Origin of the sequence: Actinokineospora bangkokensis, from assembly GCF_001940455.1 — a bacterium.
Classification (GTDB): domain Bacteria; phylum Actinomycetota; class Actinomycetes; order Mycobacteriales; family Pseudonocardiaceae; genus Actinokineospora; species Actinokineospora bangkokensis.
Genome location: NZ_MKQR01000009.1, coordinates 289416 through 302706, shown reverse-complemented (window position 1 = coordinate 302706; position 13291 = coordinate 289416). Strand labels below are relative to the sequence as shown.

Genomic DNA, 13291 nt, shown 5'->3' with positions numbered 1-13291 from the left:
GCCAGGGGAAAACGTTAGCCGCGGGCGATATCCCGGCACTATCGCGGACTATCGCGGTGGGGTGCCCGCGTCGATATCCCTGCGATAAGGCTGCGATAACACCGCCGGGTTGACTGGTCGGCACAGGCCCACCGCCGCGCCACACCGGCGGCGCGGGCAGGCGCCACCCGGGGGGGCCGGGTGGCGAGGCGTGCCGCGGCACCCCCCGGTCCGGGTCCGGGTGCCGCCACCAACGACCAGATGGGACCACCACACGTGACCAGCCAGCTGATCCGCCCGGAGGGCGCCGCCGTCGCGGCCGTCGACCCCGAGATCGAGTTCCGCAGCGAGATCACCGTGCAGCTCGTCGACCACCAGGCCAGCGACCTCGGCGTGGTGCGGGCCGCCCGGGTGTCCACGGTCGGGGAGATCGCGCAGACCGAGACGCGCTCCGACGGCTACGTCGAGGGGATGCTCAAGTACCTGATGAAGTCGCGGCACGGCAGCCCGTTCGAGCACAACTACCTGACCTTCCTGGTCACCGCGCCGATCTTCACCGTGCGGCACATGATGCGCCACCGCACGTGGTCGTTCAACGAGGAGAGCGCCCGCTACCGCGAGGTGCGCCCGGTGTTCTACGTCCCCGACGCCGACCGGCTGCTGCGCCAGGTGGGCAAGCCGGGCCACTACCAGTACGTCCCGGGCGCCGAGGGCGACCACGACCGGCTGGTGGAGATCGCCAAGGAGTCCTACGGCGCGGCCTACGCCGGGTACAACGAGCTGATCGAGCGGGGCGTGGCCCGCGAGATCGCCCGCATCGTGCTGCCCACGGCCACCTACTCCTCGCTCTACGCCACCTGCAACGCCCGCTCGCTGATGCACTTCCTCAGCCTGCGCACCCACCGCCAGGACGCCACCTACCCCTCGCACCCGCAGCACGAGATCGCCGTGGTGGCCGAGGAGATGGAGCGGCAGTGGCGCGAGCTGATGCCGATCACGCACGCGGCGTTCGAGACCTTCGGCCGCGTGGCCCCCTGATGCGCGTCACCGTCTACGCCGGGTCGGCCAGCGGGGACTCCCCCGCCTTCGCGGAGGCGGTCGGCCGCTTCGTCGAGGAGCTGGCCGCGGACGGCGCCGGGTTCGCCTACGGCGGCGGCAGCACCGGGCTGATGGGCGTGGTCGCCGACCGCGCGCTGGCCGCGGGCGCGGAGGTCATCGGCGTCATCCCGCGCGAGCTGGTCGACGCCGAGGTGGCCCACCCCGGGCTGACCGAGCTGCGCGTGGTGGACACCATGCACGAGCGCAAGCGGCAGCTGGCCGAGCTCGGTGACGCGATCGTCGCCGTCCCCGGCGGCGTCGGCACCCTGGAGGAGCTGTTCGAGGTGTGGGCCGCGCTGGTACTCGGCCACCACAGCAAGCCGCTGCTGCTGCTCGACGTGGACGGCTACTGGGCCCCGCTGGTCGAGGTGGCGGCGCGGATGGCCCGCCACGGCTTCCTGCGCCCGGCCGAGCGGCACTCCCTGGTCCCGGTGTCGGGGGCCGCGGGGTTCACCGCCGCGGTGCGGGACTGGACCCCGCCACCACCCCGCTGGGCCCCCGCGCCCGGCGCCACCCCAGCAGGAACGAGACAGGAAGTCCGAGCATGACCCTCTCACCAGTCGACACCCGCACCGCACCGGTCACCCTGGTCGACGGCTACGTGCCGGTCATCGACATCTCCAGCGCCCGCTCCGGCGACCCGGCCGCCCGCGAGCTGGTGGCCAAGACCCTCGGCCGGGTGTGCGAGACCAGCGGGTTCCTCGCCATCGTCGGCCACGGCGTGCCCGCCGAGCGCATCGCGGCGATGTACCGGGCCACCCGGGAGTTCTTCGCCCTGCCCGACGCGGCCAAGCTGGCCCTGCAGGCCGCGCCGGACGACCCGCTGATGCGCGGGTTCGGCCGCGCGGGCAGCCTGGCCGCGTCGAACACCGACGCCTCGGTGGCCGACGAGCGCGACCTGCCGGACCTGTCGCAGACCTACACCTACAACCGGCTGGGCGAGCCGGACGCGCCCGCGCTGCCCGCCGGGTCCGACCCGCTGCTCACCACGCCGAACCACTGGCCGGACCTGCCCGGGTTCGCCGCCGCCTACCGCGCCTACTACGCGAGCATGCAGGAGCTGGCGCTGGAGCTGATGCGGCTGTTCGCCCTCGCCCTGGACCTGCCCGAGGGCTGGTTCGACGACAAGGTCGACGAGCACATGACGAACCTGACCGCGAACTACTACCCGGCCCAGCTCGTGCCGCCCAAGCCGGGCCAGCTGCGCAAGGGCCAGCACAGCGACTGGGGCAGCCTGACGATCCTCTACCAGGACGACGCCCCCGGCGGCCTGCAGGTGCTGGACAAGGCGGGCGAGTGGGTGGACGTGCCCGCGATCGAGGGCTCGTTCGTGGTCAACATCGGTGACCTCATGGCGGTGTGGACCAACAACCGCTGGGTCAGCACGGTGCACCGGGTGGTCAACCCGGCGCCGGAGGTGGCGACGCGGGAGCGGTACTCGGTGCCGTTCTTCCACCAGCCCAACTTCGACGCGCTCATCGAGTGCATCCCCACCTGCACCTCCCTGCAGGACCCGCCGCGGCACGCCCCGGTGCGCTCCGGCGAGTACATCCTCGAGAAGTTCCGCCGCGCCTACGGCCTGTAGCAGGCCCGACCGCGCGGACCCAGGACCCGGCATGACAGGACAGGACGCGGACACCCATGTCTGAACCGACCACCACCACCGCACCCGACGACCGGGGGCCGCGCTCGCGCTGGGGCCTGCCGGAGATCGGCGGCAACGCCCGCTTCCTGACCGCGGGCGCCATCGACAGCCTGGGCAGCGGGCTGCTGTTCGCCTTCCAGGTCGTCTACTTCGCCAGGACGACGTCGATGTCGTTGGTGCAGGTCGGCTTCGCGCTGACGGTCGCCCAGCTGCTCGCGATCCCCGCGCCCGCGCTGTTCGGCGGGCTCGTGGACCGGTTCGGCCCGCGGCTGGTGGCCGCGGTGAGCAACCTCGTCGCGGGCATCGGGTTCCTGTCCTACCTGCTGGCGGAGCAGTTCTGGCACGTCGCCGTCCTGGGCCTGCTGGTGCAGGTGGGCATCAGCGGCTACTGGACCTCCTACGGCTCGCTGGTCGCCTTGGCGTCCACGGAGGACAACCGGACCCGGTGGTTCGGGCTGATGCAGGCGCTGCGCAACGCGGGGGTCGGGCTCGGCGGGGCGATCGCGGCCGTCGTGGTCGGCGTCGGCGGCACCGGGTGGCTGCACTGGCTGCTGGTGGCCAACGCCGTGTCCTACGCCTTCGCGTCCTGGCTGCTGATCAGCTGGCGCCCGGTGCCCCAGGAGGCCCCGGCGGCGGTGGCCGACGACGAGGCACCGGCGGCGGCGAAGGTCGGCTACGGGGTCGTGCTGCGCGACCGGGCGTTCCTGCGGCTCGTCGCGGTCAACTTCGTGTTCGTGCTCGACGCCATGGTGCTCAGCGTGCTGCTGGCGATCTACATCGAGCGCACCGTGCCGGGCATCATCTGGCTGGCGGGCGTGCTGCTGACGGTGAACACCGTCCTGGTGTCGCTCACCCAGACCAGCGTCAGCGCGTGGGTCGAGCGGCACCGGCCCCACCGGGTGATCGCGCTGGCCGCGGTGCTCAACGCCGTGGCGTTCGCCGCCTTCGCCGCCGCGGGCCTGGTGCCCGGCTGGCTCGCCATCGCGGCGCTCACCGCGGCGATGCTCGTCTACACCCTGGCCGAGGTCGTGCAGTCGCCCGCGGTGAGCTCGCTGTCGGTCGCGCTCGCCCCGCCCGCGCTGCGCGGCCGGTACCTGGCGGTGTTCCAGATGCTGTCCTGGAACGTCGGCGGCGCGCTGGCCCCCGCCCTGTTCACCACCCTGCTGTCGTGGGGGCGGGTGTGGCCGTGGGCGGTGCTGGCCGCGCTGAGCCTGCTCTCCACCACGCTGCTGTCCCTGCGCGCCGCCCCCGCGCCCACCGCCTGACCCGTCCCCCGGACACCCACCCCAGTCACCACACGAGAGGTCACGATGACGAAGCTGCTGTTGATCGAGGCGAACGGCAACGCCGGGGAGGACCTGCTGCGGGCCGCCGCCGCGCTGGGGGTGCGGACCCTGGTGGCCACGCACGCCGACCTCTACGACAACTACCCGCCCAGCAGCAAGGACCTGATCGCGGGCACGGTGTTCACCGACTTCTCCGACCTGGAGCTGGCGCGCAAGGCGCTGGTCGCCTACGGCCGCGAGGAGGGCGTCGAGGGCGTCATCACCGGCTGGGAGTTCTTCTCCGGCCTGGCCACCCAGGTCGCCGCCGACCTCGGCCTGCCGTCGCACGACCCGGAGCTGGCCCTGGCCACCCGCAACAAGCGGGCGATGGCCGAGGCGTTCGAGCGGGCGGGCGCCCCGGCGCCGCGCACCGTCTCGGCGGCCACCGCCGAGGAGCTGGCCGAGCTGGTCGCCGCCGCGGGCATCGAGTACCCGCTGGTGGTCAAGCCCGCCGAGAACGCGGGGTCGATCGGGGTCACCGTGGTCCGCTCGGCCGACGACCTGGCCCGCGCGGTGGAGTTCGCCCAGGGCTGGCCGTTCGAGTTCCCGCACGGCACCCCGCTGGACAACTCCGTGCTGGCCCAGGAGTACGTCGGCGGCGTGGAGTTCAGCGTCGAGTCCGCGGTGGTCGACGGGCGGGTGCGCGAGCTGGCGATCACGCAGAAGTTCACCACCGCCGACGACAGCCGCGCCGAGCTGGGCCACACCGTGCCCGCCGAGCTGTCCTCCGACGACCGCGCCACCCTGCTCGCCGCGTCCGCGGCGGGGCTGGCGGCGCTGGGCTTCCGGCACGGCATCGCGCACGCGGAGATCAAGCTCGTCTCCCCCGGCACCGCCCGCATCATCGAGATCGGCGCCCGCCCGCCCGGCGACCACATCATGAAGCTGGTGCGCCTGGCCACCGGGGTCAGCGAGGCCGCCGCCTACATCCAGATCGCCCTGGGCCGCACCCCCGACCTGGAGCGCACCGAGCAGCGCGCCGCCGCGATCCGCTTCCTGACCCCGCCGCGGGCCGGGGTGTTCCGCGGCGTGCGCGGCATCCCGGACAGCGAGCAGGTCGTCGAGGCCGAGGTCTACGCCGAGCCGGGCAAGGAGCTGGGCGCGGCCACCGACAACGTCGCCAGGGTCGGCTACGTCATCGTCACCGGCGGGTCGACCACCGAGGCCAACGAGCTGGCCAACGACGTCGTCGGGGCCATCACCGTCGAGGTCGACCCGAGATGAGGAAGATCGCCTTCCTGCGGTCCATCGAGATCCAGCAGACGGTCCCCTACCTGGTGGAGCTGGGCGCGGCGCTGCGCGCGCGGGGCGTGGTCGGCAAGCTGTTCTACACCGACGGCGAGTGCGGCCCGGACGAGTTCCCCGGCGAGTCGGAGAAGCTGCCCGCGGGTGTGTCGGTGGCGCAGACCCTGGACCGCATCCGCGCCTGGGGCGCCGACGGCGTGGTGTCGCTGTCCATCCCGGACGAGAACGCGCTGCGCGACGCGCTGGTGTGCGAGCGGCTGGCCGCCGACGGCATCCCGACCGTGATGCACAGCGCCGCCGCGACCGGGCTCATGGCGAACAAGTGGGAGACCAAGCAGCTGGTCCGCGCGCACGGCCTGGACACCCCCGAGGGCATCCTGGTCGACGGCGACCTGCTCAACGACCGCACCGTCCCGGTGCCCGCCTACCGCAACTACCTGGGTGAGCGCGCCGCCGAGCTGGGCTACCCGCTGCTGAGCAAGCCGCTGTGGGACTGCCTGGGCAACGGCATCCGGCTCATCGCGGGCCCCGCCGAGCTCGACCGCTACCTGGACGAGCCCTACGACGGCAACGTGGTGCTGGAGCGCTGCCTCACCGGGGAGCTGTGCTCGGTGGAGCTGGTGGGCTCGGCGGGCGACTACGTGGTCCAGCCGCTGCTGTGGAAGGGGCCCACCGGCGGCGAGCCGACCTTCGCCTTCAGCACCGTGCGCTACACCGCGCCCCGCCCCGACGCCGACGCGCTGTTCGCCCCGGTGGCCGAGAAGCTGCGCGGGCTGTGCGCGGCGCTGGAGCTGTCCGGGTCGGTCGAGGTGGAGATGATCCACCACGGCGACCGCTTCGAGGTCATCGAGATCAACCCCCGGGTGTCCGGGTCGACCTCGCTGTCGATCGCGGCCTCCGGGCTCAACACCTACGTGTCCATGGTGGACATCCTCTTCGGCGAGTGGGGCACCCGCCACGACCGGGGTTCCGGCGCCGCGCGCCGGGTGGCCCTGCAGGTGCCCACCGCCCCGATGAGCCCGGCCGCCGACGCCGACGCCAGGGCCGCCCTGGACGTGGTGCGCTCCAGCAGCTTCACCGTCGACGGCGTCCGCTACGCCAACATGGTCATCACCTGCGAGTACGCCGACGTGCCCCGGCTGGGCGCCGTGCTGGACGAGCTGACCGCGCGGCACGGCTTCCTCACCCCGCGGGTGCGGGCCGACGTCGACGTGGCGCTGGCGGGCGTGCGCGGCGCCGACCGCGCGGCGCTGGCGCCCACCCCCTGATCACCGACCACCACCACCGAGAGGCCTGACGTGTCCATCGACAACCCGCTCCCGCCCACCGCGACCACCACCGTGCCGCCCGCGGCCAAGCTCAAGCGCGAGTACGACGCCGCCCGCCTGCAGGACGACCTGCGCACGCTCAGCGAGCACGTGTGGAGCCTGCAGCGCAGCTACGCCGACGACGGCACCGTCACCGAGGCCGAGATCGACTGGCGCTGCCTGTCGCTGCGCAGCGCGGGCGCCAACCTGGAGCGCACCGACCCCGGCGGCCCCGGCCTGCTGGAGCACGAGGACACCGTGTGGCGGGAGAAGGCGCCCTACTTCTCCGCGCTGCTGGCCGACATCCCGGCCGAGCTGCGCGCGGTGCGGCTGCTCTCGCTGGGCCCCGGCGCGAAGAGCTGGCTGCACAACGACACCAAGTACGGCCCGGCCTGGGGCAACGCCCGGCTGCACGTGCCGGTCACCACCTGTCCCGGCGCCAAGCTGTTCATGGAGGGCACGCTGCACCAGTGGCAGCCCGGGGAGTTCTGGTTCGGCGACTTCTCCCGAATGCACCAGGTGGAGAACACCGACACCGTGCCGCGCGTGCACATGGTGATCGACGCGCTGGTGTCGGAGGAGCTGCTGGAGCTGTTCCCCGACGAGTACCTGGCCGACCTCGACCGCGACGACGTGCTGGTCAACAAGCGGCGGGTCCCGCTGTCGGCCGAGGGGTTGGCGGCGCACTCGGTGGCGTTCGACATCCCGGTGTCGTTCCCCTCCTGGGAGGAGGAGGACGGTCAGTTCCTCCAGCCGCAGGAGCAGGCGCCCGCCACCGCCTCGGTCGTCGACGGCGCGCTGGTGCTGACCGTGGCGGGCAAGCCGACGGCCAAGCTCATCCACACCGGCGGCGGCGAGTTCCGCTTCGCGGGCTGGACCGACGAGCGCACCATCACCATCGACCCCGCGGGCGACTCCCCCACCGTGACCCTGCGGACCCGCGTGGGCACCGCCGTGCGCGAGCTGACCGTCCCGGCGCGGGCGCTGTAACCCGCGCCTCGACCCGTGCGACAGTGTGGCGGGCCCCCGGGCGCGGGGGTCCGCCGCACAGCCGCGTCCCGGAGGACGACATGCCCAGGATGACCGACGAGCAGTGGCGCCCGTTCGCGGGCGCGGGGACCCGCACCGGCAAGCTCGCCGTGGTGCGCCGCGACGGCTCCCCGCACGTCACGCCGATCTGGTTCCTCGTCGACGGCGACGACCTCGTGTTCACCACGTGGTCGGACTCGGTGAAGTACCGCGCGCTGCGCCGGGAGAACCGGCTCAGCGTCTGCGTCGACGACCAGGAACCCCCGTACTCCTACGTGACGATCACCGCGACGCCCACCTTCGTCGACGACCTCGCCGTCGTGCGCGAGTGGGCCACCCGCATCGGCGCCCGCTACATGGGCGCCGACCGGGCCGAGGAGTACGGGGCCCGCAACTCCGTGCCCGGCGAGTACCTGGTGCGGGCCCGCATCGACTCCGTGGTCGGCTTCACCGGCATCGCCGACTGACCGGGACGTGGGACGCGGGCCGTCTTGTCGGTCCGCTGCGGTTCACTGGTGTCCTGGGACTGGGAGGACCACATGGGCAAGCAGCAAGACACCGAGCAGCAGGACATCAAGCAGCAGGACACCGAGCAGCAGGACACGCGGGACGACACCGGCAAGCCGGGCAAGCTGGGCAGGGCGGAGCGCGAGGCCTTCCTGGCCGAACCGCGCGTGGCGGTGCTCAGCGTGGTCAGCGAGGGCGACCGCCCGCCGTCGACCCTGCCCACCTGGTACGCCTACGAACCCGGCGGCACCCTGACGGTGGTGACCAGGCAGGGCCGCCGCAAGTCCCGGTTGATCCGGCGGGCGGGGGTGCTGTCGCTGTCCGTCCAGCGCCCCGAGGTGCCCTACCGGTACGTCACCGTGGAGGGCACCGTCGTGCGCCAGGAACCGGCCACCGAGGCCGACCTGCGCCGCATCGGCGCCCGCTACCTGCCCGCGGCGGACCTGGACGGCTGGGTGGCCTGGGAGGCGGGCGGCCAGAACGCCAACGGCACCCCGGAGGTCGTCGAGGTCCGCCCCGACCGCTGGCTCACCGGCGACTTCTCCTGAACGCGACCGCGCCCCCGGTCGCGGGTGGCCGGGGGCGCGGTGCTCGCACGCGGGTGGGGTGGGGGTCCCGGTGATCAGGCCGGGTCGAGCACGAAGACCGGGATCGTGCGGTCGGTCTTCTCCTGGTACTCGGCGTAGGCGGGGTAGGCGGCCACGGCGCGCTCCCACCACTCGGCGCGCTCGTCCCCCTCGACCTGGCGGGCGCGGTAGGTCTTGGTCACCGTGCCGTCCTGGAGCGGGAACTCCGGGTGGGCCACGATGTTGTGGTACCAGTTCGGGTGCTCGGGGGCGCCCCCCTTGGAGGCGACCACGGCGTACCGGCCGTCGTGCTCCACCCGCATGACCGGGGTGTAGCGCAACTTGCCCGACTTCGCCCCGCGCAGGGTCATCAGGACGATGGGCGAGCCCTGGATCTCGATGCCCTCGGTGGTGCCGGTCTCCAGGACGCGCTTGGTCTGCTCGCGCACCCAGTCCTCGGGGCTGAACTCCGCGTTGTTGTCGGTCATGCCGCGTGCAACACCGCGGCGGTGGTGGCTGTTCCCGCCCCGGTTCACCACTCCGGGTGACCACCGCGGCCCGCAGGTTCTTCCCCACCCACGACTCCCCTCCCCCGGTACCCCCGCCACCGGGCGTCGCGCCGCCCGTCGGGGGGTGTGCTAGACGTTGATCGTGAGCACGGACGGGTACGGGTTGGGCAGGCTGGAGCGGCTCGGCGGGGTGCGCGAGGTGTGGCCCGACGAGGCGGTGGACTTCACGCCGTGGCTGGCCGAGAACATCGACGTGCTCAGCGACGCCATCGGGCTGCCGCTGACCGTCGTGGCGCAGGAGGTCGCCGTCGGGGAGTTCCGGCTCGACATCCACGCCGTCGACGCCGACGGCCAGGCGGTCGTCATCGAGAACCAGTTGGGCCCCAGCGACCACAGCCACCTGGGGCAGCTGCTGGTCTACGCCAGCGGGCTGGAGGCCGCGACCGCGGTGTGGATCACCACCCGGCTGCGCGAGGACCACCGCAGCGCGCTGACCTGGCTCAACGAGCGCACCGACGCGGGCGTGCGGGCCTTCGGGGTCGAGCTGTCGCTGGCGCGCATCGGCGACTCGGTGCCCGCGCCCGTGCTCGACGTGGTGGTCGAGCCGAACGAGTGGGCGCGGGCGACGAAGAAGACGGCGAACGCCGCGACCTCGGACCTCCAGCAGGCCAGGATGGCGTTCTACGACGACGTGTTCGGCCTGGTGACGACCAGGTACCCCGCGATCCAGCCGCCCAAGACCCAGCCCGGAAACTGGATCAGCTTCGCCTCGGGCCCGTTCGGCTACTACTGCCTCACCTTCAGCCGGGCCGGGTACCGGGTGGAGGTCTTCCTGGACACGCAGGAGCGGCGGACGACGAAGGCCCTCTACGACGGGCTGCGCGCCCGGCGGGAGGAGATCGAGGCCGCCGTCGGGTTCGCCCTGGAGTGGGACCGCACCGACGAGAACCGCAGCAGCCGGATCTGGGCCTCACTGCCGGGGTTCGACCTGCTCCAGGCGGACGAGGCCACCCGCGACGAGGCGGTCGAGTGGAGCGCGGAGCGGGCGATCGGGCTGCACCGGCACCTCGACGGCACCCTGCGCGAGCAGGCGGCGCTCCTCAAGCGCGGGGTCGGACTTGCCGAATGAGCAACTTCCTTGCCGTTAGCGGGCAGTGCGCCGGACCATCGAAGGGTCTTCGAGCGAGAGGGGTCTGCGGTGGGTTCGGCCAATGTGGAGTTCTGGGAGGAGCACTACCGGGGCGCTGACCCGGAGTGGGGCACGCGGGTCAACGTGGTGTTGGCGGAGCTGGTGGAGCGGTTCGCGCCCGTGGCGGGACGGGCGCTGGAGTTGGGGTGCGGCCACGGCGGGGACGCCCTGTGGCTGGCCGGTCGGGGGTGGGACGTGGTGGCGGTCGACGCTTCGAGCGTGGCGTTGGGCCGGGTCGCCGAGCGGGCGGCGGCCGCGGGGCTGGGCGGGCTGGTGCGGACCGAGCAGCACGACCTGCCGGAGACGTTCCCGGACGGGGAGTTCGACCTGGTCTGCGCCAGCTACTTCCACACGCCGGTCGAGGTGGACCGGGACGCGGCGCTGCGACTGGCGGCAGGCGCGGTGGCGGCGGGCGGGGTGCTGGTCGTGGTCGACCACGCCTCGCTCGCGCCGTGGTCGTGGCGGGCGGGCGAGGACGTGCGGTTCCCGGCGCCGGAGGAACTGGTGGCCTCGCTGGGGGTCGGGGACGGGTGGGAGGTGCTGCGGTGCGCGGCGCCGCGGCGGGAGGCCCGGCACGTGAGCGGGCAGACGGCCGTGGTCACCGACAACGTGGTGGTCGCGCGGCGGCTCGGGTGACGAGGCTCGGGTGACGAGGGTTCAGGGCTGGCGGGCGAGGAAGCCGCTCAGCATGACCTCGAAGGCCCGGCGGGCGGTGGCGGCGAACTCCACGCGCATCACCTGGAGCTCGGGGTGGGCCTCGTACGCGGCCAGCATGGCCGGGGTCGGGCGGGAGTGCGCCCACAACCCACCCGCCATGAGCAGCAGTGCCGCGCTGAACTCGCGCGCGGGCTCCGGCGCCAGCTCCGGCAGCGCGGTGGTGACGAGGTCGGCCAGGGCGCCGAGGTTGGCGATCGTGGTGCGCTTGTAGGTGATGGCGACCTCGGTGGAGACGTTGCGCTCCAGCACCGCCGCCTGGTTGCCGAACAGGTCGCACAGCACCGGCCGCTCGGCCAGGGACCCGGCGAGCACCTGCGCGACGAGGTCCACCCGCGCGTCGGGTGACGCCTCGACGTCCACTGCGCGCAGCCCGGGCCCGATCGCCTCGACCCACTCGCGGGTCCCGGCGTCGAGCAGTTCGAGCAGGATCGCCTCGCGCGACTCGAAGTAGCGCAGCACGTTCGACTTGGCCAGGCACACCCGCCTGCTCAGCTCGTTGAGGGTGACGTCGGCGACCGGGACCTGCTCGACCATCGCCGCCGCGGTGTCGAGGATGGCCTGCCTGCGCTTGGCCCGCTGCTCCTCGCTGCGCGCCCGCTTGAACGACGTCATGGGCAGAGTCTACAGACCGCCGGTCTCTTGTCATCAGACCGGTGGTCTGTTAGCTTGGGTTCAACAGACCAGCGGTCTTTTAACCGCTCGGACCCAGGAGGAAGCATGTACGCCGTGCCCGACCAGACCGGCAAGCTCATCGTGGTGACCGGCGCCAACAGCGGCACCGGCAAGGAGGCCGCGCGGCGGCTCGCCGGGGCCGGGGCCAGGGTGGTGCTGGCCGTGCGCACCCCGGAGAAGGGCGAGGCGGCCAAGGCCGAGATCCTGGCCCAGCACCCGGGCGCCGACCTGCGCGTGCGCCGGGTCGACCTGGCCGACCTCGCCTCGGTGCACGCCTTCGCCGCGGCGCTGACCGCCGAGGGCACCCCGCTCGACGCGCTGGTCAACAACGCGGGCGTGATGGCCCCGCCCCGGCGGATGACCACCGCCGACGGCTTCGAGCTCCAGTTCGGCGGCAACCACCTGGGCCACTTCGCCCTCACCGTCGACCTGCTGCCCCTGCTGCTGGCCGCCCCCGCCCCCCGGGTCGTCACCATGAGCAGCGGGATGGCCGCCTTCGGCAGGCTGCGCTTCGACGACCTCCAGCACGAGCGCCGCCGCTACCGCGGCATGGCCACCTACGCCCAGTCCAAGCTGGCAAACCTCGCCTTCGCCCAGCACCTCGCCGCCCTCGCCGAGACCCGCGGCTGGTCCCTGCTCAGCCTCGCCGCCCACCCCGGCTACACCAGGACGAACCTGCAGACCGCGGGCGCGAGCCTCGGCCGCGACAAGACCACCGAGAGCTGGTTCACCCGCGTCGGGCTGCTCCCGTCGCAGGAGGTCGAGACCGGCGCGGAGCCGCTGCTGTTCGCCACCGCGGACCCCGGCGTGGTGCAGGGCGGGTACTACGGCCCCGGCGGCCGCTTCCGCCTCGTCGGTGAGACGACCCTGGAGAAGCCCACCCCCAAGGCCCGCGACACCGAGGCGAACGCGCGGCTGTGGGCGGTGTCGGAGGACCTGACGGGCACCCGCCTCAGCGAGCTGGTGTGACCACCGCCCCCCGGCCCTCCGGGGGGAGGCCGGGGGTCGGTGGTCACACCAGCTCGGCCGAGGCGGTGATCGTCGTCCCGGCGAGCGCCACGCTGACCGGGCAGTGGGCCTTCGCCTCGTCCACGGCCTTGGCGAAGCCGTCCGCGTCCACCCCGGGGACGGACCCGCGCGCGGTGAGGTGGATCCCCGTGATGCCGGTCCCCGGCTGGAACGCCACCTCCGCGCTCACCCGCAGCTCGGTCGGCGGCGTCCCGGCGCCGGTCAGGCCGTGGGCGAGCGCCATGGAGAAGCAGGACGAGTGGGCCGCGGCGATCAGCTCCTCGGGGCTGGTCCTGCCGTTGGCCTGCTCGGCGCGCGAGGGCCAGGACACGGGGAAGGTCCCGGTGCCGCTGCTGTCGAAGGTCACCGTCCCGCTGCCCTTGAGCAGCTCGCCCTGCCAGGTGGTCGTCGCGGTGCGGGTCGTGGCCACGCTCGGTCTCCTCTCGGTCGGGGTGCGGCCACTATCCACCGTGGACCGTCATCCCGCGACCGGTG

The 13291-nt window shown here is 73.2% G+C and carries 15 protein-coding genes; 12 read left to right on the top strand and 3 right to left on the bottom strand.

All coding sequences use genetic code 11. The features are described 5' to 3' along the window. The first annotated feature begins 255 nt into the window (after positions 1 to 255). The 9 genes from thyX (at position 256) to BJP25_RS09595 (ending at position 8683) form a co-directional block, all read left to right on the top strand. The gene (gene thyX, locus BJP25_RS09635) at positions 256 to 1017 is read left to right on the top strand and encodes an FAD-dependent thymidylate synthase (protein ID WP_198943406.1); all 762 of its coding nucleotides are present in this window, start codon (positions 256 to 258) and stop codon (positions 1015 to 1017) included. Beyond that, positions 1017 to 1625, top strand: coding sequence for an LOG family protein (locus BJP25_RS09630; RefSeq protein WP_075974485.1), 609 nt, complete (start codon positions 1017 to 1019; stop codon positions 1623 to 1625). Before thyX ends, BJP25_RS09630 begins: the two co-directional genes overlap by 1 nt. After that, on the top strand, positions 1622 to 2662 hold the full coding sequence (locus tag BJP25_RS09625) for an isopenicillin N synthase family dioxygenase (RefSeq protein ID WP_075974484.1): 1041 nt from the start codon (positions 1622 to 1624) through the stop codon (positions 2660 to 2662). The genes BJP25_RS09630 and BJP25_RS09625 overlap by 4 nt, the downstream gene beginning before the upstream one ends. Before the next feature lie 56 nt (positions 2663 to 2718). Next, entirely contained in the window at positions 2719 to 3987 is a 1269-nt protein-coding gene (locus BJP25_RS09620; protein WP_084793828.1) for an MFS transporter, read from the top strand. 45 nt (positions 3988 to 4032) lie between these two features. Further along, on the top strand, positions 4033 to 5271 hold the full coding sequence (locus BJP25_RS09615; RefSeq protein ID WP_075974483.1) for an ATP-grasp domain-containing protein: 1239 nt from the start codon (positions 4033 to 4035) through the stop codon (positions 5269 to 5271). Then, entirely contained in the window at positions 5268 to 6560 is a 1293-nt protein-coding gene (locus BJP25_RS09610) for an ATP-grasp domain-containing protein (protein WP_075974482.1), read from the top strand. The genes BJP25_RS09615 and BJP25_RS09610 overlap by 4 nt, the downstream gene beginning before the upstream one ends. Before the next feature lie 30 nt (positions 6561 to 6590). Beyond that, positions 6591 to 7589, top strand: coding sequence for an aspartyl/asparaginyl beta-hydroxylase domain-containing protein (locus BJP25_RS09605; RefSeq protein WP_084793827.1), 999 nt, complete (start codon positions 6591 to 6593; stop codon positions 7587 to 7589). An 80-nt stretch (positions 7590 to 7669) separates the two neighbouring features. After that, the gene (locus tag BJP25_RS09600) at positions 7670 to 8095 is read left to right on the top strand and encodes a PPOX class F420-dependent oxidoreductase (RefSeq protein WP_075974481.1); all 426 of its coding nucleotides are present in this window, start codon (positions 7670 to 7672) and stop codon (positions 8093 to 8095) included. Positions 8096 to 8167: 72 nt separating this feature from the next. After that, complete coding sequence (locus tag BJP25_RS09595) at positions 8168 to 8683, top strand: pyridoxamine 5'-phosphate oxidase family protein (protein WP_084793889.1); 516 nt, start codon at positions 8168 to 8170, stop codon at positions 8681 to 8683. Between the two features lie 74 nt (positions 8684 to 8757). Here the strand turns inward: BJP25_RS09595 and BJP25_RS09590 are convergent, their stop codons facing one another. After that, positions 8758 to 9189 (bottom strand): nitroreductase family deazaflavin-dependent oxidoreductase, encoded by a 432-nt coding sequence (locus tag BJP25_RS09590; protein WP_075974480.1) that lies wholly within the window; start codon positions 9187 to 9189, stop codon positions 8758 to 8760. A gap of 163 nt (positions 9190 to 9352) precedes the next feature. Here BJP25_RS09590 and BJP25_RS09585 point away from each other — a divergent pair, with 163 nt between their 5' ends. Next, the gene (locus BJP25_RS09585; protein ID WP_084793826.1) at positions 9353 to 10339 is read left to right on the top strand and encodes a DUF4268 domain-containing protein; all 987 of its coding nucleotides are present in this window, start codon (positions 9353 to 9355) and stop codon (positions 10337 to 10339) included. A gap of 69 nt (positions 10340 to 10408) precedes the next feature. Then, the gene (locus tag BJP25_RS36110; RefSeq protein ID WP_075974479.1) at positions 10409 to 11035 is read left to right on the top strand and encodes a class I SAM-dependent methyltransferase; all 627 of its coding nucleotides are present in this window, start codon (positions 10409 to 10411) and stop codon (positions 11033 to 11035) included. A 21-nt stretch (positions 11036 to 11056) separates the two neighbouring features. On the opposite strand, the gene BJP25_RS09575 is transcribed toward BJP25_RS36110, so the two are convergent. Then, positions 11057 to 11728 (bottom strand): TetR/AcrR family transcriptional regulator, encoded by a 672-nt coding sequence (locus tag BJP25_RS09575; protein ID WP_075974478.1) that lies wholly within the window; start codon positions 11726 to 11728, stop codon positions 11057 to 11059. A gap of 105 nt (positions 11729 to 11833) precedes the next feature. Here BJP25_RS09575 and BJP25_RS09570 point away from each other — a divergent pair, with 105 nt between their 5' ends. Then, the gene (locus BJP25_RS09570) at positions 11834 to 12757 is read left to right on the top strand and encodes an SDR family oxidoreductase (RefSeq protein ID WP_075974477.1); all 924 of its coding nucleotides are present in this window, start codon (positions 11834 to 11836) and stop codon (positions 12755 to 12757) included. Between the two features lie 43 nt (positions 12758 to 12800). Here the strand turns inward: BJP25_RS09570 and BJP25_RS09565 are convergent, their stop codons facing one another. Beyond that, a complete protein-coding gene (locus BJP25_RS09565) occupies positions 12801 to 13226 on the bottom strand; it encodes an OsmC family peroxiredoxin (protein ID WP_075974476.1) in 426 nt (141 codons plus the stop codon). Positions 13227 to 13291: the final 65 nt, after the last annotated feature.

Coding starts and splice junctions, on each gene's coding strand:
- BJP25_RS09630 (WP_075974485.1), top strand. CDS start 1,017: ATGCGCGTCACCGTCTACGCCGGGTCGGCCAGCGGGGACTCCCCCGCC.
- BJP25_RS09625 (WP_075974484.1), top strand. CDS start 1,622: ATGACCCTCTCACCAGTCGACACCCGCACCGCACCGGTCACCCTGGTC.
- BJP25_RS09620 (WP_084793828.1), top strand. CDS start 2,719: ATGTCTGAACCGACCACCACCACCGCACCCGACGACCGGGGGCCGCGC.
- BJP25_RS09615 (WP_075974483.1), top strand. CDS start 4,033: ATGACGAAGCTGCTGTTGATCGAGGCGAACGGCAACGCCGGGGAGGAC.
- BJP25_RS09610 (WP_075974482.1), top strand. CDS start 5,268: ATGAGGAAGATCGCCTTCCTGCGGTCCATCGAGATCCAGCAGACGGTC.
- BJP25_RS09600 (WP_075974481.1), top strand. CDS start 7,670: ATGCCCAGGATGACCGACGAGCAGTGGCGCCCGTTCGCGGGCGCGGGG.
- BJP25_RS09595 (WP_084793889.1), top strand. CDS start 8,168: ATGGGCAAGCAGCAAGACACCGAGCAGCAGGACATCAAGCAGCAGGAC.
- BJP25_RS09590 (WP_075974480.1), bottom strand. CDS start 9,189: ATGACCGACAACAACGCGGAGTTCAGCCCCGAGGACTGGGTGCGCGAG.
- BJP25_RS09575 (WP_075974478.1), bottom strand. CDS start 11,728: ATGACGTCGTTCAAGCGGGCGCGCAGCGAGGAGCAGCGGGCCAAGCGC.
- BJP25_RS09570 (WP_075974477.1), top strand. CDS start 11,834: ATGTACGCCGTGCCCGACCAGACCGGCAAGCTCATCGTGGTGACCGGC.